This window comes from Niallia sp. HCP3S3_B10 (assembly GCF_052064465.1).
Classification (GTDB): domain Bacteria; phylum Bacillota; class Bacilli; order Bacillales; family Cytobacillaceae; genus Niallia; species Niallia hominis.
This window is the reverse complement of record NZ_JBQHVO010000041.1, coordinates 1-18,211: the sequence shown is the minus strand read 5'-3', so window position 1 is coordinate 18,211 and position 18,211 is coordinate 1. Positions and strand designations below refer to the sequence as shown.

The 18,211-nt window shown below is 38.3% G+C and carries 18 protein-coding genes; 7 read left to right on the top strand and 11 right to left on the bottom strand.

All coding sequences use genetic code 11. The annotated features are described in order from the left end of the window. Positions 1 to 53: 53 nt before the first annotated feature. Complete coding sequence (locus ACTNDN_RS16660) at positions 54 to 368, top strand: hypothetical protein (RefSeq protein WP_031536169.1); 315 nt, start codon at positions 54 to 56, stop codon at positions 366 to 368. A gap of 67 nt (positions 369 to 435) precedes the next feature. Here ACTNDN_RS16660 and ACTNDN_RS16655 read toward each other — a convergent pair whose 3' ends face one another. The 4 genes from ACTNDN_RS16655 to ACTNDN_RS16640 form a co-directional block, all read right to left on the bottom strand. Beyond that, entirely contained in the window at positions 436 to 936 is a 501-nt protein-coding gene (locus ACTNDN_RS16655; protein WP_251629187.1) for a MarR family winged helix-turn-helix transcriptional regulator, read from the bottom strand. An 82-nt stretch (positions 937 to 1,018) separates the two neighbouring features. Further along, positions 1,019 to 2,782, bottom strand: a complete 1,764-nt coding sequence (locus ACTNDN_RS16650; RefSeq protein WP_441131595.1) for an ABC transporter ATP-binding protein — start codon at positions 2,780 to 2,782, stop codon at positions 1,019 to 1,021. 43 nt (positions 2,783 to 2,825) lie between these two features. Next, positions 2,826 to 4,577 carry an ABC transporter ATP-binding protein gene (locus ACTNDN_RS16645; protein ID WP_441131573.1) on the bottom strand — a complete coding sequence of 584 codons (1,752 nt, stop codon included), beginning with the start codon at positions 4,575 to 4,577 and terminating at the stop codon, positions 2,826 to 2,828. Between the two features lie 236 nt (positions 4,578 to 4,813). Then, positions 4,814 to 5,371: a thioredoxin family protein gene (locus tag ACTNDN_RS16640; RefSeq protein ID WP_441131572.1), complete on the bottom strand. Its 558-nt coding sequence runs from the start codon at positions 5,369 to 5,371 to the stop codon at positions 4,814 to 4,816. A 161-nt stretch (positions 5,372 to 5,532) separates the two neighbouring features. Here ACTNDN_RS16640 and ACTNDN_RS16635 point away from each other — a divergent pair, with 161 nt between their 5' ends. After that, positions 5,533 to 6,591, top strand: a complete 1,059-nt coding sequence (locus ACTNDN_RS16635; protein WP_441131571.1) for a hypothetical protein — start codon at positions 5,533 to 5,535, stop codon at positions 6,589 to 6,591. A 459-nt stretch (positions 6,592 to 7,050) separates the two neighbouring features. Here the strand turns inward: ACTNDN_RS16635 and ACTNDN_RS16630 are convergent, their stop codons facing one another. Together ACTNDN_RS16630 and ACTNDN_RS16625 are read right to left on the bottom strand one after the other, a co-directional pair. Then, complete coding sequence (locus tag ACTNDN_RS16630) at positions 7,051 to 8,001, bottom strand: nuclease-related domain-containing protein (RefSeq protein ID WP_048717868.1); 951 nt, start codon at positions 7,999 to 8,001, stop codon at positions 7,051 to 7,053. Between the two features lie 422 nt (positions 8,002 to 8,423). Further along, entirely contained in the window at positions 8,424 to 9,266 is an 843-nt protein-coding gene (locus tag ACTNDN_RS16625) for an aldo/keto reductase (protein WP_031536162.1), read from the bottom strand. A gap of 197 nt (positions 9,267 to 9,463) precedes the next feature. Between ACTNDN_RS16625 and ACTNDN_RS16620 the strand changes: the two genes are divergently transcribed. Continuing rightward, positions 9,464 to 9,754 (top strand): AbrB/MazE/SpoVT family DNA-binding domain-containing protein, encoded by a 291-nt coding sequence (locus ACTNDN_RS16620; protein WP_031536161.1) that lies wholly within the window; start codon positions 9,464 to 9,466, stop codon positions 9,752 to 9,754. 73 nt (positions 9,755 to 9,827) lie between these two features. On the opposite strand, the gene ACTNDN_RS16615 is transcribed toward ACTNDN_RS16620, so the two are convergent. The 3 genes from ACTNDN_RS16615 to ACTNDN_RS16605 form a co-directional block, all read right to left on the bottom strand. Continuing rightward, on the bottom strand, positions 9,828 to 10,148 hold the full coding sequence (locus ACTNDN_RS16615; protein WP_235252681.1) for a YnfA family protein: 321 nt from the start codon (positions 10,146 to 10,148) through the stop codon (positions 9,828 to 9,830). A 191-nt stretch (positions 10,149 to 10,339) separates the two neighbouring features. Further along, the gene (locus ACTNDN_RS16610) at positions 10,340 to 10,672 is read right to left on the bottom strand and encodes a CBO0543 family protein (RefSeq protein WP_251629182.1); all 333 of its coding nucleotides are present in this window, start codon (positions 10,670 to 10,672) and stop codon (positions 10,340 to 10,342) included. Positions 10,673 to 10,686: 14 nt separating this feature from the next. Continuing rightward, positions 10,687 to 11,265, bottom strand: a complete 579-nt coding sequence (locus ACTNDN_RS16605; RefSeq protein WP_048718529.1) for a CBO0543 family protein — start codon at positions 11,263 to 11,265, stop codon at positions 10,687 to 10,689. Positions 11,266 to 11,424: 159 nt separating this feature from the next. Between ACTNDN_RS16605 and ACTNDN_RS16600 the strand changes: the two genes are divergently transcribed. The 4 genes from ACTNDN_RS16600 to ACTNDN_RS16585 all read left to right on the top strand — a co-directional run bounded on the left by ACTNDN_RS16600 (position 11,425) and on the right by ACTNDN_RS16585 (position 15,551). After that, positions 11,425 to 12,345 carry an HD-GYP domain-containing protein gene (locus tag ACTNDN_RS16600; RefSeq protein ID WP_441131570.1) on the top strand — a complete coding sequence of 307 codons (921 nt, stop codon included), beginning with the start codon at positions 11,425 to 11,427 and terminating at the stop codon, positions 12,343 to 12,345. 195 nt (positions 12,346 to 12,540) lie between these two features. Next, complete coding sequence (locus ACTNDN_RS16595) at positions 12,541 to 12,993, top strand: MarR family winged helix-turn-helix transcriptional regulator (RefSeq protein WP_031536157.1); 453 nt, start codon at positions 12,541 to 12,543, stop codon at positions 12,991 to 12,993. Beyond that, positions 12,990 to 13,640, top strand: a complete 651-nt coding sequence (locus ACTNDN_RS16590; RefSeq protein WP_031536156.1) for an HlyD family secretion protein — start codon at positions 12,990 to 12,992, stop codon at positions 13,638 to 13,640. Before ACTNDN_RS16595 ends, ACTNDN_RS16590 begins: the two co-directional genes overlap by 4 nt. A 9-nt stretch (positions 13,641 to 13,649) precedes the next feature. Then, positions 13,650 to 15,551: a DHA2 family efflux MFS transporter permease subunit gene (locus ACTNDN_RS16585; protein WP_441131569.1), complete on the top strand. Its 1,902-nt coding sequence runs from the start codon at positions 13,650 to 13,652 to the stop codon at positions 15,549 to 15,551. Positions 15,552 to 16,095: 544 nt separating this feature from the next. Here ACTNDN_RS16585 and ACTNDN_RS16580 read toward each other — a convergent pair. Both ACTNDN_RS16580 and ACTNDN_RS16575 read right to left on the bottom strand, forming a co-directional pair. After that, positions 16,096 to 17,073 (bottom strand): Gfo/Idh/MocA family protein, encoded by a 978-nt coding sequence (locus tag ACTNDN_RS16580; RefSeq protein ID WP_235252504.1) that lies wholly within the window; start codon positions 17,071 to 17,073, stop codon positions 16,096 to 16,098. A 78-nt stretch (positions 17,074 to 17,151) separates the two neighbouring features. Further along, positions 17,152 to 18,063: a glycoside hydrolase domain-containing protein gene (locus tag ACTNDN_RS16575; protein WP_048717698.1), complete on the bottom strand. Its 912-nt coding sequence runs from the start codon at positions 18,061 to 18,063 to the stop codon at positions 17,152 to 17,154. Positions 18,064 to 18,211: the final 148 nt, after the last annotated feature.

Sequence of the window (18,211 nt, the reverse complement as noted above, 5' to 3'; positions counted from 1 at the left end):
ATGGTGGAATCCTCATTCCATCATCTAACAACATTATTAGGAGGATCCTTTACATGAATTTTAAAGAAGCAGTAGAACGCTCTCTTCAAATTAGACAGGCTTATCATCAATTAGAAAAACAATACCATGGTTCAGAGTGGTCTGTTGCGGAAGATGCACTTGCTTTTCTTACAGATGCTGCATTGGTTGGGCGATTATCAATGGCGCAGCAAGAGAGATGGCCAACTGGTGATGATCCAGAGGCAGAGCTTACGCATAAAATTGGCGAATCCATCTGGTGGCTCATTATTTTAGCGGAAAGAATGGGGATTGATAGTAACGAAGCATTGGAACAGTTTTTAGCACGTAAGGAAAAACAATTTTTTTAAGTAAATAAGCATTCTCGACAGGCCAAAGCCATGTTAACTAGGCGTTGAACATGGCTTCCCTTTTCTTTTACTTTTTCTTCTCTTTTGGCAAAAATAACACTTCAAAATCTTCTAAACTCTCGATTCCATCTGCTTCCATCTTCTCGCCCACTGCCGCTACCAATAGCCTTATTCCTTCTTCAACAGTCGCTTGCTCGCTTGGCTGCAAATTATCTAATACCGCACCCATTATTTGCTGAATCGGCTTTGGTGAGGTTTCTTCGATTATTTTTACCATTTCTTCTGTTAACATAATCTGAACAGATCGCTTGTCTTGTGGATTCGGCTTCTTGATGAGAATCCCTTTTTCCGTTAGTCTTTCTACAATATCTGAAACCGTACTCTGTGTCATGCGAAGATTTTGGGTTAGCTCCTTGACACTAATTTTTTTATTAATAAAGACCTCTAGAATGACGCGTACTTGCGGGGCAGTCATTCCATGTTCTTCTGCATGTCTCTGGAGACTCTTCATGATAAAACGATTCAAGAAATCGATGGATTCCCAAATATACGTGGCCCTATCTAGCATTTGTTAACTCCTTTCTTCAAAAGTTATTATGAAGAAAAACTCTTAAAGCCAAACTGCGAGTCTTTCTTGGCTTAGGTAAAATTTAAGACGCTTCTTCAAACTGACTATTATAAAGCTCTGCATAGAAACCATTATTCTCCATTAGTTCCTTATGTGTTCCTGCTTCCATAATATCTCCTTCTTTCATTACGAGAATTAAGTCAGCATTTTTTATCGTTGACAATCTATGTGCAATAACGAAAGAAGTTTTTCCTTCTGTCAGCATATCCATTGCTTGTTGAATCAGCAATTCTGTGCGTGTATCTACAGAGCTAGTCGCTTCATCTAAAATGAGCAATGGTGCCATTTTTACCATCGCACGGGCAATGGTGATAAGCTGCTTTTGCCCTGCCGATAAGCTCGTCTTGTCATCTAAAATTGTATCATACCCGTTTGGCAATGTTTGAATAAAGTGATGCAAGCCAACTGCTTTGCAAGCTGCTTCTACTTCTTCATCAGATACGTCTTCTCTGGAATAAACAATATTATCACGGATAGAGCCTTCAAATATCCATGTATCCTGAAGAACCATGCAGAATAGGTCATGAAGAGATTCTCGTGTCATTTGGTTAGTCGGGACACCATCAATCATAATTTCTCCGCCATTCACTTCATAAAAACGCATAAGCAAGTTAATTAATGTTGTTTTTCCAGCACCAGTTGGTCCAACGATTGCTACTTTCTGACCAGCTTTTACTTGTACGGAAAAATCCTTGATAACTGCTTTATCTTGGCTGTAGCCAAATCGTACATGCTTAAATTCCACATCGCCTTTGACATTTTGCAGTTTTTCTTTCTTTTCGTCTTCTTTTACAAGCTCTTTCTCTGCTAGGAATTCAAAAACACGACCACTTGCTGCTGCTGTTTGCTGTAGATTTGTCGCTGCTTGTGCATTTTGCTGAAGAGGCTGTGTAAATAAGCGAATGTACAGCATAAAGGCAACGATGACACCAAATGAAATAGTGCCATTAACAGCAAGCACAGCACCAACAATACATACAACGACATAACCAAAGTTTCCGATAAACATCATTAATGGCATCATTAACCCTGACATAAATTGCGATTTCCATGCGCTTTCAAATAGGCGTGAATTAATGGCAGAGAAAGCATCCTTTGCTTGTTGCTCTCCATTATATGCCTTCACAACATTATGACCAGAATAGATTTCTTCGATATGGCCATTTAGTTTTCCAAGTTCTTGTTGCTGTTGGGCGAAGTATTTCTGTGATTTCGAAATGATCATACCCATAGACGCAAAGCCGATAAATGTAGATAAAATAGCGGCAATAGCCATAATCCAATTTGTATAGAACATCATGATTAACGAACCGATGAACATCGTAATAGCCGTAATTAAGCTACTAACACTCTGGTTCATTGTCTGTCCAACCATATCGACATCATTTGTTACACGGCTAAGGACATCCCCTGTTGTTGTATTATCAAAATAGCTTAAAGGCAATCGATTAATTTTTCCCGAAATATCTCTTCTTAATTGCTTAGAAATCCTTTGAGTGACGGTAGCCATAATAAAACCTTGAACATAGTTGAAAATATAGCCTAAACCATAAAGGAATACGAGAAAAATAGCGACATCATAGACAGCATCCAGGTTAATTTCTCCCATTAAGCCTTCTGTAATATAATCCGTCATTTTGCTAAGCTGGTCAGGACCAATAATGCTAAAGATAGAGGCTGTCATCGCAAGGATTAAAGCAAGTAAAATGATTGGAAAATACGCCTTACAGTAAACCGCTAGTTCCTTCAAGCTAGAAAATTTCATGCCTTTTGCATTTGGAGGAATCGATTTTGTTGATTGATTTTTCGTTTCTTTAACATCCTTTTTCTTAGCCAATTTCGAGCTCCTCCTTTGATAATTGTGATAAGGCAATTTCTTGATAAACATCGCAAGTAACCATCAGCTCATCATGTGTCCCTATTCCGACTACTTCTCCTTTATCTAATACAAGAATTCGGTCTGCATCCTTAATGGTTCCAATGCGCTGTGCAACAATAATGTTTGTAGCATCGTTTATTTCCTCTTTAAGCTTGGAGCGGAGGACACGGTCTGTTTTATAGTCCAATGCGGAAAAAGAATCGTCAAATAAATAGATTTCTGGATCTTTGTAAATAGCACGGGCAATCGATAATCGCTGTTTCTGACCACCAGAAAGATTGGTTCCACCTTGCGAAATAGTCCCCTCATATTGCTGATCCATTTTTTCGATAAAATCCTTCCCTTGGGCAATTTCTACGGCTCGTTTTACTTTATCTTCTGATTGCTTAATCTCCCCGCCGAAAGCAATATTGGACGTAACGGAACCACTGAACATAACAGCTTTTTGAGATACATAGCCTATTTTATCTCGCAAAGCTTCCAACTTGTAATTTTTCACATTTTGACCATCCACTAAAATTTCCCCGTCTGTTGCATCCATAAAGCGTGGGATCAGGTTGAGAAGGGTACTTTTTCCACTACCAGTTGAACCAATAATGGCTACTGTCTCTCCCTTGGATGCAGTGAAGCTAATATCTCGGATAATGTAATCACTCGCACCAGGATATTTAAAGCTAACATGGCGGAATTCGATTTCCCCTTTGCTGTCCCCTTCTGTCTTCGTGCCACTCTTTATTTTCACATCTGTATCGAGCACTTCGTTGATTCTTCTTACAGAAACAGCCGCACGAGGAAGCATGACGAATGCAACAGAAACCATCATAAAGGCCATGATGATTTGCATGGCATAGGAAGAGAATACAACCATATCAGAGAATAAAGGCAATCTATCTGCCATAGGAGCATTGTTGATGATCACCGCTCCAATCCAATAGATAGCAAGACTCATTCCAGACATAATAAGGGTAATCGTTGGCATCATAACAGCCATTGTTCTTGTTGTAAAAAGATTCGTATCTGTCAGTTCCTTATTCGCTTTCTCAAACTTATCCTCGTGGTAACGAGTTGCATTATACGCATGAACCACACGGATTCCTGATAAATTCTCTCTTGTTACCATATTAAGATTATCCGTTAACTTCTGGATTACTTTAAATTTAGGCAGGGCCACAAAAACTAGGATGGCGATTAATACTAATAATATAGCGATTGCTACACCTGTAGCAGCAGTCCATTCCCAGCTTTTTCCCATAATCTTAAAAATGCCCCAAACGGCAATAATCGGAGCCTTTATCACAATTTGCAAGCTTAGGATAATTAGAATTTGCACTTGCATAATATCATTGGTAGAACGAGTAATTAAGCTCGCTGTCGAAAAACTAGACAGTTCTTCCATGGAAAAAGATAAAGTTTTATCAAACACTTTTTTACGCAGTCGATTAGAAAAACCAGCAGCAACCTTTGCCGCAAAAAATACAGTTATAATCGAAGCGGCCATACTTCCCACTGCACAAAGCATCATAAAGGCACCTTGTGTGAGAACATCACTTAACTCACTACCTTCTGTCTGTACAAGTCTAGTGATTTCCGCCATATAATCTGGAAGTTTTAAATCAAGCCATACCTGCCCGCAGATGAAAACAAGGGCAAATGTGATAAACATCCAGTCACTTTTTTGAAAATTTTTCAAGATTTTTAACATGAATCTATTCCTCCTCATGCAGCAAAACACATTTATTTTTTCGCTGTAAATCCTCTCTGCTATTCTGGACCATTTTACAAATAATGATCAAACAAAAATTAATCGAATAAGATGTATCGTATACGATATATCGTATGCGATTATATTAATGATTTTATCGCTAAATGTCAAACGAAAATAATTCCATCTCGTGGGTAAAGAAAAAAACAGCCCCATCGTTGGGAGCTGTTTTTCCTTTATTTTATGATTTCTTTTAACGTGCTCTTAAAGCTATTGTACACATATGTCCAAATTGCCGGATCCGTTCGGTACGTTTTTTGTAATTGCATATAAAATTCCTTTTGCTTTTCCGCAAATGCTGGGTCCTCTTTCGCTGGAAGCTTAGCTCGACCTTCTGTCACCATCTCTTGTACCTCTGGCGCCCTCGGTCCCCACTTGCCGACTAGCTCCCCTTGTTCATTTAAAACAAGGACCATCGGAATAGCTCTGCCGCCGTTTGTTAAATGTCTGTCAATTAAATCCGTGTCCGCGTCTCTAAGTGCCACATGCATCTGAAGATCAGCCGCTTCCACTAATTTGCGAAGAATCGGATTAATCACCATTGCATCTCCACACCAATCCTCTGTTATGGTTAAAAAGTGGAGGTTGTGTTGCTTTAATTCTGCTGCAAAGCCATCTTCAGGCAATGTAAAGTTTTGATACACCTCATAGCTTTCCTCTTTTAATGTACTCATATTGTCCATATACGCTTGGATGGTAGAACCTTCTTCGAAATACTGTTGCTCTGTCTTCATTTATATACCTCTCCTTTTTATGTATGCCTTGTCTATTATTTTACTATTTAACTGTTTTTCATTCTATTTTTCAGATTTGGGATAAATTTCTTTTTTTGATAGATGATTATATAAACGTCTGATACAATTATTTTAGATTAATGAGGGATAGGAGTTATGGCATGAAGAAATTTCTTTCTACACTTGTAATGGTTGTGATTGGCGCTGTATTTGGTGGTGCGCTTTCACTTCTTATTTTATCAGGGGATGTAAATATTACTAGTATTATCACTAGCTTGATTTGTTTGATTGTATTTTATATTGTACATATTATTTTGCATGAAGCAGGACATCTTATTTTCGGAAAATTAACTGGCTATTCTCTCGTATCCTTTCGCGTCTTTTCGTGGATGGTTGTTTCGACAAAGAACGGCTTAGAGCGTAAAAAGCTGCATGTTCCAGGAACGCTTGGACAATGCTTAATGGCCCCGCCGCCATATGTTGCGGGCAAGTTTCCATTTAAGCTGTATTTATGTGGTGGAGTCATCATGAATTTTCTTGCGAGTGCTGTCGTTGGGTTGATTGCCTGGATTGCAGGAGAATTACCTTTAGTTGCTAGTATTTTTATCCTTCTCGGGTTGCTCATCGGGTTAACGAATATTATTCCCGCTGGCTTTAATGATGGCATGACGCTAAAAATGGCTTGGAAGAAGGAAAGCAAACAGTGGCAGCTTTTTTCCCAGTTTTATATTAACGCCCAAACGTCCAACGGTGTCACTTATCAGGAGCTGCCAGAGGAACTATTTGCATTGCCCCCAGGCGATGATGGGAAGGACTATTTTTCACAGTGGACTCTCTGCATCCAGCAAGCACTGGCAATGGACCGCCTTGATTTTGAAGAGGCAAAAAGGATTAATGATATGCTGTGGGAAAGAAAAGAACAGCTTATTTCCCTTTTCAGAGTCGAGATTGCAAAAGAACGATTGTTTTTATTAGCTGTTTTAGAGGTCGATAAGGAAGAAGCACGTTCCATCTTTGCTTTGAAGGAAGTTAAACGGTTTTTAGCAATTAAACAGATGAGCAATAAACGAATCGCAGCTGCCTATGAGCTTTTCGTGAATGGGGACCGAGATAAGGCGGTTGCTCTATGCGAAGAGGGTGTTGGGTTGGAGGCTAATAATCCAAATGCTGCGGATGTTGTGTTGGAGAGGAAGATGATGGGGGTTTTGTTGGGGGATTGAGGTTTGGGTGGAGTTGATTATGTTGGTTTGGATCATATATTTAATTTTTGGATTATATCCTCTCCGCTTTGGACAATATATTTCTATTTTGAATCATATCTGTTCACCTTTGGATCATATATTTAATTTTTGGATCATATCCGCATTTTTTCCTTTCTAATTTAGGCTAACTCTACTATTAAATAGATGAAGTTAATAATTTCCACCTGAAAAAGAGTCATTTTTATTCAATTGTTTTTCGTAAAGATTAAGAATGGGGAAAAATGACTCTTTTTTTATTCAAATGTTGCTTTCGTACAACTTTGGATCATATATCCGTTTTTTGGATCATATCCTCCCTGCTTTGGACAATATATTTCTATTTTGGATCATATCTGTTCACCTTTGGATTATTTATTTAATTTTTGGATCATATCCGCATTTTTTCACAAATCTTCACTCCATTCTCTTCTTGAAAAATCATGGTTTGTAATAAACTCTGCCTTTATTTTCTCCTTTACTTGGTAAATTCATCTTTACTAGCATTTTGGAGGCGATTCCACGTGAGGTAAGCTGGGAGAATTCACGAAACTCCTTATTTGTAATGGTGGATTTTATCAATAAAAAGTAATCCATTACCGCCTTTTGATGGGCAGCTGCATCATATGTCTCACAATGAGGACAGCACCATTTCCGTTTTTGGCGAATCATTGCAAATTTCGCGCATGCTGGGCATTGCACTCCTGTAATTAGATCATTTGGTTGAATTCCATACTGTTTTAATAAATTTAAGGTTTCGGGAGTGTTATTTTTTAAGAGGTTTTTGGATATTTTGCGGAGAATCTTCCAATCAATCGCAATCATTTTATATTTTACAGAGAGTAATTCCCATTTTTCTAAAAAGCTGTGGCTGTGTATGACTTTGTCTTTAATTGCGGGATTTCCTTTTATGATGGTTGATGGCTTGCTGAAAATGACTAAGAAATCGATGGGAATTGGTGGGAAGTTGTGCAGCTTGAAGTATGTTTGCAATTGGTGCTGATGCCTTTTGGCTTGGGATATAGGATCAGAAAATCCCTCTTCCTTTTCATCAACTTTGCGAATCATTTGATTAAACTTAGCATCAAAGTAAACCTCTCCGTAATAATTTTTGCATTCAACAATGAGGCAAAACCGCTGGTTGAGAATGAGATAGTCTATCTGAAAATATGTTTTTCCATCATAAAGGCGGAGATTATGAATGATAAGACACTCTTTTTCCGGCAAAAATTGCAGATAATACTTCATTTCTTTCTCGCCGCGATAACCAGCTAAAAGTTTCCTTAAATCTTCCATTACATTCGGTCTAAGTTTATAAGTTTCTTTTAACCTTCCTACTAGCACCTCTGTTGATCTCAGTCTATCACTCTTGCAAATTTCATTTAAGAACAATTTTCCACTTCCTTTCTTTTTTTCTAGATTAGTTATTCTACTTGATTGCTTGAAAATCCTTTTTGATAATGTGGCGGAATGTGGTTTGGATCATATATTTGTTTTTTGGATCATATCTGCTTTGCTTTGGATCATATATTTGTTTTTTGAATCATATCTGCTTTGCTTTGAATCATATATTTGTTTTTTTGGATCATATCTGCTTTGCTTTGAATCATATATTTGTTTTTTGGATCATATCTGCTTTGCTTTGAATCATATATTTGTTTTTTGGATTATATCTGCTTTGCTTTGAATCATATATTTGTTTTTTGGACCATTTCCACTGCTTTCGATTATATATCCACATTTCCGACCATCTCCACCCCACTCCAACCAACAAAAAAATCCCTTATCGCTCAACACAATAAGGGATTCTAACCTCAAAACTCCTCATAAACAGCTGGATCTTGATCCGCAATCCGCCCGTCTTCGCGCGTTAGCCCAGAAATTTGCTGCATTTGTTCTTCTGTTAATTGAAAATCGAATATTTCTAGGTTTTCTTTTTGTCTTTGTGGGGAGCTTGATTTTGGAATTGGCAAGGCTCCTAGTTGGGTATGCCATCTTAGGATGACTTGGGATATTGTTTTGCCGTGTGCTTTTGCTATTTGTTGAATCGTTTCGTTTTCTAGGACATTATTTGCTCGGCCGAGTGGGCTCCATGATTCGGTTACGATTCCGTTCTCTTTGTCATAGGCTAGTTGCTCTTTTTGTGAAAAAAATGGATGTAGTTCTACTTGATTTATGCTCGGCAATACGCCGGTTTCTTTTTTCAAGCGATCGAGATGCTCTGGTAAGAAGTTGCAGACACCGATGGAGCGAATGAGTCCCCATTTTTTGGCGTCAATTAACGCTTGCCAGGCTTCTACGTATAAATCTGTTTTGGGATTTGGCCAGTGAATTAGGAATAAATCGTAATAATCTAGTTTTGTGCGGTAGAGTGATTCTTGGATAGTATAGATGGCTTTGTCGTATTGATGGTGTCTTCCTGGAAGTTTGGATGTAAGGAATAATTGATCTCTGCTAACAGCACTGCGGCGAACGGCTTCACCGACTGCTCCTTCATTTTCGTAATTAAATGCAGAGTCGAGTAAGCGATAGCCCATATCAATTGCTGACGTCATCGCTTGAACACCAGACGCGCCTCGCAAATCATATGTACCAAATCCAATGGCTGGAATCACAAGGCCATCATTTAGCGTTATTTGTGGAATTGTTGTATGCATGATTGATATCCTCCTTCTATAAATTAGAAAAGATTTCCTCTCTTTAAAAGTATAGACGATACTAGATAACAAATTCTACTGATATGCTTCATCTCTTTCATTAAATTATCTTCACTTCAAAACATTATTCTTTCAATACTTAACCAATATGTTAAAATATAGTATATATATTAAAAAATGTATCGGAGGGATAAGGGATGAAAAGTACTGGAATTGTTCGGAAAGTGGATGAATTAGGTCGTATTGTTATTCCAAGAGAATTGAGAAGAACATTGGGAATTGAAATTAAAGATCCATTAGAGATTTTCGTAGAAGGGGAAAAAATCGTCTTCCAGAAGTATAAAGCCTTTGAGGAGTGTGCGATTACTGGGGAAGTCTCACCTGATAATATCACCATTGGCAACGGAAAGATTGTGTTAAGTAAAGAAGGCGCCGAAATACTAATGAAAGAATTAGAATCCGTTTTTGCGAATGATTCTCAGAAGTAAGCTTTCAAATTCCATTTATGATAGGACAATTCCCTCTCCATTCACTCGATAGACGGAATTGTCTTTTTTGATTTTATTGTCTCGGTGCAAACAGCATCACACCTACTCCTATTAGGCAAATACCTGCACCTATCCAGTCATACAAATCAGGTGTTTTTCGATCAATCCCCCATCCCCATAAAACAGAGAGGATGATAAAGATACCTCCATATGCAGCATATACTCTTCCAAACGACATAAACGATTGAAAGGTTGCAATAATACCATATAAAACAAGAGATATTCCGCCAAATATCCCCCAATAATAAGGCTTGCCCTCTCGAAGCCATTGCCAAATGAGATAGCCCCCACCGATTTCAGCTATACCAGCCAAAATAAAAATGATAATTGTCATCAAAAATCACCCTACTATCCATTTTCCATTCATTATACCAAATACTAGGGTAATTAATCACTTCTTTCCCGTCTACTTCTTTCAATCATTCTCACTGTTAATTTGTGAAAAAGCATCAAAAAAACATATAGAACTGGATAGGTAAAAATGGAGTAAAATTGCTTCCAGCCATTCAAATAAAAGGTTCCTGTTTAAATAAAGAGGGTTTCGTATACCATTGCAATGACTCCCCAAGTGAAAATATAGACTATCTTTTTATGAAGACCACTTTTATACGGAAAGTAATTTAGAAAGATGACGTTAATCGCCGGATAGATTCCCCCAATATAAATCAAACTTTCCCAATCTACCCCTATTCTAAAATAACCATATAAATCATATTTCAAATCGAGAAAGGTATCAGTTACTAGTTGAAGAAATGTGGCAAACAATGTCGTTGTCAACAATTCAATAGCTGTTAAGCGTTTAGGAATAAAATAAGCAATTGTATTAAATAAAATTACCATCAAGATAAGAAAGAACATAAAATAACTCCTGTCTATATTGGCTTGTCCGTTCTTTTTTCCTGCAACTTCATAAATAATCTTGTTATTAGATACCCACCAATATAGAGGAACCAATAAATCAGAAAAATATAGAAGAAATTAATCCATTTATAGGGTTCAAATAACCCGATAGCTGTCAAAAGTGGTTTAAAACCAAAGCCAAAAATAACTGCTAATATGGTTGCATAAAGATAGAAGTTTTTATTATGCTTTAACGTCCATTGAAATACGAGCATAATAGCCACTGGAATAATCGCCCCATCTAGTGAGAAGCTTGGTAAGAATGGCAGAAACTGATACGGGTAGGCCCATAAACCAAAGCGAATACCCGTTGCATCTACATAGGAAAATAACATATGCACAGCAAAACCAAAGAAACCAATTATGAATATACGCTTTCTGTCAATAGTAAAAAATAAGACGATTAGTGGAATGACTAACATCAGCACTCCCACCCAAAACTGCCATGTATCCAAACCGGAATACTTACTCCAATACTCTATTGCCTCTTTTGTATAATTCTCTTGTATAGAAACTAATCGATCAAAAAAAGATCGTTGTTGGTCATTCATCTGATCACCTCAGGGATTATTTCATTTTTTTAGTATGAACTATTTACTAGAAAATATTTCACTTACTCATCGCTCATTAAATAAAAAGAATGGGGCAGACTTCAATTATTAGAAACTTCTTTCGATTAATAGTAACTAGATGAACACTGGGGGTACTTTATGTATCATCGAATATGGAATAATGCTACTTATTTCCGATATTTTTTCTTTATTCTTTTATTTATTAGTATCATATTGAATCTCTGTATTTTTGAAAATCACGAAAACTATTTTATCTTCTATATTCTATGTTCCATTTTTCTAGGAATCGGCTTTTATCAAAGTCCCATTTGGGTAATTTTCTTACTTACTTTCTTGGTAGTTTCCTGTAGATTTTTTTTCATCAAAGATCAATCACTCACTATGTCTACCTTTATTACCTATTTATTGACCTATTTACTAATCAGCCTTATTTCGGTTGGCCTTATGTCTAGAGTTCAAAGAGTGCTTGAAGATAACTTAGCGTTAACAAAGGTGCTTTCCAATGCGTTAGATTCTAGAGATTCCTATACGATGCATCATTCTAAAAATGTAGCAAAATATGCCATGGAAATTGCAGAAGAAATGAATTTACCCCCTTCTTTATGCCATGTCATTCATATCGGAGGCCTGCTTCATGATATTGGAAAAATTGGCATACCAGAAAGCATATTAACAAAGCCCGGAAATTTAACCAAGGAAGAATATGAATTAATTAAATCGCATCCAATAAAGGGATACGAAATTATTAAACATGTGAAGCAATATAAGAATAATGGCATACTCGATATTGTCCTCCATCACCATGAACGATTTGATGGGAAGGGATATCCAAAAGGGTTAAAAGGAGAAGAGATTCCATTAGTTGCTCGGATTGTTGCAGTTGCCGACAGCTTTGACGCAATGTCATCCCAGCGCGTCTATCGACAGGAACTCCAATTAGACCACATCCTAGAAGAAATAAAATGTAACAAAGGAAAACAATTCGATCCAATTGTAGTTGATGCCTTTCTATCTTTAATCGAAGACAAGGATAATCCATTTAAGAATAGAAGAAACTAAGATAGCGAAAATATTTTTCCAGCGTTAAATCGTTCGACCGCCTTTTGGTACAAAATGCTATAGCCTATATAACGAAAGCCAACCCAAATAACTCCTCTTAAGAAAACAATTGACTAAAGTAAAAATATATGCGACAATCCAATAGTTCGTATACGAACAGTTTTAATAAAAACAATAGAAAGGGAGAATTTTCAGATGAACGGGTCGTTAAATAACGAATTAATTCGCTCTTATTCCCGGATTCATAAAGCCTATAACCACCTTGTCCAGCTAGATGCGAACAAATTGGACTTAACAGCCGTACAGCTTAAAACACTGTACAGAATCTACTTCCAACCTGATATCGGAATCGGAGAACTAGCGACAAAGCTCTCTTTAACGAAAAGCACCGTTAGCGGAATTATCGATCGACTATCCCAACGACAATTAATTGAACGAACCATTCCTGAAGACAATCGTCGAGCGGTAAATATCCAACTAACGGAAGAAGGACACAGCATTATGAAACAATACTTTGCTGGAACATCTACTCTATCAAAAAAAGTTAAAGAAGTGATGGAGCTTCCTGAAGAAGAAATAAACAAAATACTAGAACTAAATGGGAAAATATTAGCCATTTTAAGTGAAATTGAGGAGGAACAACTATGAATAGTAAACGCATGATTTTATTAAATATTATCCTTTTAATCGTTTTAGTAGGAGGAGGATTTGCCGGTTATTACTTCTACGACCAATCAATCTCCTATATTAAAACAGACAATGCCCAAATCGCCGGACAACAAATTAGCATCGCATCACCAGCTACAGGGAAACTAACAGAATGGAAAGGCGAAACAGGTACTTCTTTTAATAAAAACCAAAAAATTGGTACTGTAGAAGTTGTAACAGAATCAGGCACAACTGATATGGATATTACCGTTCCAGAAAATAGCACCATCGTTCAATCAAGCGCCGTACCAAATACTTATATTGCAGCAGGAACATCCCTAGCAAAAAGCTATGATTTAGATAATCTTTGGGTTACAGCAAACATCGACGAAACAGACATCAATAAAGTAAAAGTCGGCCAAGAAGTAGACTTATACGTAGACTCCTATCCAGATACAGTTCTAACAGGTAAAGTAGACAGCCTAGGACTTGCAACAGCAGGCACCTTCTCCCTACTGCCAAGCAACAACAGCTCAGGAAACTACACAAAAGAAACACAAGTCATACCCGTAACCATCTCCATCGATAATTACGGCGGCCTAAAACTAATTCCAGGTATGAACGTTTCCGTAAGAATTCATAAGTAGGTGATGGATATGACCACTTACATCACAAGCTATATTATCGTAAGCATCCTCCTGCTCCTAATCATCAATCTTTTTTTACGAAAAAAGAAAATAGTGGCGAAACCAGAAAACGTCCTAGATGATGCAAAGAGGAATAATGACATTCAGCCATCCCTTGAAAAATCGGATCTAGCTAAACCTGTAGAAGCGTCTAAGGAAGCGGATGTGGGAGAAACTCATGAGGAACAAATAGAGTTGATTGAAGAGAAACGGGAGAATGAAAGTGCTGCTGAATCCTCTGTTGAGTTCCATGAGAAAGCTTCAGTAGAGTCGAAAGAGGAAGAGGAACTCTCACAAACGAAGGAAGCGAATAAGGAGAAAGCTCCTTATAAACCACTTGACACTGGCGAAGAAATAAACCGCGGCAAAGTAATTGTTGCCCTGATGCTTGGCGCATTTGTGGCGATTCTTAACCAGACCTTATTAAATGTGGCCATTCCACATATTATGAATGATTTAAATGTATCTACAAGCACCGTCCAATGGCTATCCACTGGATATATGCTAACAAATGGTGTGTTTATCCCAATCACTCCATTTTTGATAAATAAATTTGGAACAAGGAAATTACTTATTGGAGCGATTTCTGCTTTTACCATTGGTTCGGTTGTGTGTGCAACCTCTGTTGGTTTTTCCATGCTCTTAATAGGACGCATCATCCAAGCAGCAGGAGCAGGCTTATTAATGCCACTGTTGATGACCGTTTTCTTAATCATTTTCCCACCAGAAAAACGCGGAACAGCGATGGGCATTATGGGTGTTGTAATGATTTTCGCCCCTGCCATCGGTCCGACTTTATCTGGCTGGTTAATCGGCCATTACTCTTGGAGAGTATTATTCGAGCTAGTTATCCCTATCGGCATTCTCGATTTAATTATTGCCATTATTTGGATGAAGGATGTCACTAAAGTTTCGAATCCAGTCTTTGATACCATCGGCTTTATTACTTGTACTGTTGGCCTAGGATCCTTGCTATACGGATTCAGTGAGGCTGGGAACAACGGCTGGGATAGTAAAGTAGTTGTTCTTTCCCTTGTGATTGGTGTTATTTTCTTATGCCTATTCGTATGGAGAGAACTTACAACGGAAGCACCTATGATTGATTTGCGTGTATTCAAATATAGTATCTTTACTTTAACAACCTTAATAAGCATGATTGTAAATATGGCCATGTTTGCAGCAATGCTGCTTCTGCCTATATACTTACAAAATATTCGTGGCTTTACCGCATTGGATTCTGGATTATTAATGTTACCAGGTGCCATCATCATGGGAATCATGTCTCCAATTGCCGGAAAGCTATTTGACCGCTTTGGTGCAAGACCACTTGCAGTCATCGGTTTAATTATCACTGTTTTAACGACATGGGGATTCACCCAATTAACCATGCAGACATCTTATTCACATTTGATGATGCTCTATATTTTCCGGATGTTTGGAATGTCCTTTATTATGATGACCGTTATGACAGAAGGAATGAATCAGCTTCCCTTAAACTTAACAAGCTACGGTACAGCTGTATCCAATACAGCAAGAACCGTTGCCGGAAGTATCGGAACTGCTTTCTTAATCACCGTCATGACAAATCGTACAGCATTTCATTTAGATAACTATAACAACATCATCTCTTCTGCCAATCCGTTTATCGCAGAAAAGTTTGCACAGTTGGGTCAAGGGTTAGCAAGCCTAACTGGACTTCCAGTAGGAGCAGGTCAAACACTTGCCATCTCCACCATCTACGGAAAAGCAGCACAAGCATCTACCATCAGCGGAATAAACGACGCCTTTCTCGTCGCAACCATTATTGCCAGCGTCGCCTTAGTTCTTTCCCTGTTTATACGTAGAGCCACAAGCAGTTCTAAAGATAGTTAATAAAGGCAGTGTTTCCATCCCAGAGCATAGTAGTTGCTCTGGGATTTTTTTGGTGGGATGGGGAATGTGGGGTTCATTTCTTCTATAATCTCTGTTTCCATCTTTCTTTCTCTCGGGCACAGAGACGGCTTCTCTGTTACCTTTTCCTCTGCTTTTTCTTGCTTTTGGGCTCAGAGACGGCTTCTCTGTTACCTTTTCCTCTGCTTTTTCTTGCTTTTGGGCTCAGAGACGGCTCCTCTGTTACCTTTTCCTTTGCTTTTTCTTGCTTTTGGGCTCAGAGACGGCTTCTCTGTTACCTTTTCCTCTGCTTTTCCTTGCTTTTGGGCTCAGAGACGGCTTCTCTGTTACCTTCTCCTCTGCTTTTTTTTACTTTTGGGCTCAGAGACAGCTCCTCCTCAAACCGGTCCATCAAAACAAAATCCCATCTTAATCTGGTTTTCAAATTCCTCTAATAACTTCAGCAGTTCTTCCCCCATACACTTTCACACTTCCTCCCACAAAAAAAGAAACACTCCCCAAAAGAAATGTTTCTCTCCCCGTTTTATTATTGATAATACCCTTTTATCAGCTGGTCCATTACCCAATTCGTTCTTGCTCCACTAACACCTGTGCTTGGGCTAGTTCCTTTTCCTGTTAATTCATCCACCATCAATTGAATCAGATGCTGTTGGATGTGGCGAGGATTTTCGATTACCCACTCTTCTTTTGATTCTGGAGTCGTGAAGGTAATTGGGCCGTTGCCAAAGGTTGCGAAAGTAAGTTTGCCTTTGCTGCCGACGATTTCGTTTTCGTCGATATGGTCATGGGCACTGAAACACCAAGTGCCTGTCCCGTGAACGCCTGACTCAAATAGATAGGTGCCGGTTACGATATCTTCCGCTTGGTAGCTGCCATTTTGATTGGATGCGAATCCTTTTGCTTCTTTAATGGGACCAAACAGAAAATCAAGAATATCTAATGTATGACTTGCTAAATCAAGGAAAAGGCCGCCGCCAGCAAGCTCGGGCTGCACTCTCCATGCTTGATCATCTTTTAACGCTGGCTGATATTGGATTGTTCGCACAAATCGAATATCCCCTAATACGCCGCTGTCGATGATTTCTTTTATTTTCAAAAAACGAGGAAGTGCTCGTCGATAATAGGCTACAAATAAAGGTACCTCTGCTTGTTTACATGCTTCAATCATGTCTTGACATTCCTGATAATTTCTTGCCATTGGTTTTTCTACATACACTGGTTTGCCTGCTTTAGCTGCAAGAATCGTGTATTCTTTATGAAAACCTGGAGGGGTAGCGATATAAACAGCATCAACCTCTGGATCATTAATCAAAGCTTTTGCATCGTCATACCATTTAGGAACATGATGACGCTCTGCATAATCTTTTGCCAATTCGCCATTCCGCCTCATTACAGCGACTAGCTTAGAATTTTCAGCGAGCTGAAACCCTGGTCCGCTTTTAACCTCTGTTACGTCTCCACAGCCAATAATTCCCCATCGAACTTCTTTCTCAAATGATTTCATCTTTTTATTCACCTCATTTATTCATTCGCTATCCTCTCTTGAAAACCCTTTATTAATATCATAATTTGTCTAGTCAAATTATATTTTTATTACCTGGCCCACATAGATAAGGTTAATATTCTTAATCTGCGGATTCTTTGCTTGAATCGCTTGAATGGTGGTGCTATAGGTTTTCGCAATTTTCGTTAACGTTTCCCCACTTGACACAATATGAATCGTTTCATGATGGGGATTGATCCAAGATCCCGGCTTGCCCTCCACTTTCGTAACATTTATCATTCCTTGGGAGGTATTAAAAATTGCATAGGTTCCCGGCTTGACGGTCCCTTTTTTATTTTTCCCAGATTTGGCATCAGCAGCTGTCAGAAAAGCGCCCGTTTCCTGTTGAACAGTATACTTACTGGTCTGCACAGCTTCCGCCGCTCCCCAATGTCCTGGACTTTGCATAATTCGATTTCGATCGATATTGACCCCTTCGATGATAATATTATTCTCGTGCTGATACATGTGAATAAATGGTGCTACTTCCCCGCGGGACCACGCATAGGTTTGCCAAAAATAATCGGCATCGTTCTTCATCGCATACATCACCGCATAGGAACCATAAATCCCTACCTTATAGGACGGCAATTGCTTTTTCACGGCTGATAAATAGGTTTGGATATTTGCCATTTGCTTACCCGTTATATCACAATCAACGGCAAAATAGATTGCCGTTCCTTCTGGTTGATCGACTGCTTTAGCCCATTTTTCTGCGTCTTTTCCATCTGTGATTCCTTGCTTTTCGGTAAAATAGGAAAGTTTATTGGCACTTTTTTGAAAAATGCTAATTAGCTTGATTCCTGCTTTTTGAATAATCTCTGCCTCCTTTTTATCAAATGACTTCCAACTTGATCCCAAATATCGCGCGGCATATTCAAAGCCTGCCCCCTTTAAATCCCTCGCCATTTTCTCCGTTAATTTTGTCGCACAATCAAATCCTATTGTCATTTCAACAACTCCTTTTTTCTTTTATATAGAAAAAAAGCTAGCAAAAGGACAGGAAATTGGACTAACCTAAAATAGCGAGACAATATAAAACACCTCCAAAATGGCAATACTTGAGATAAGTATTGTGACATTATTCGGAGGTGTTTTT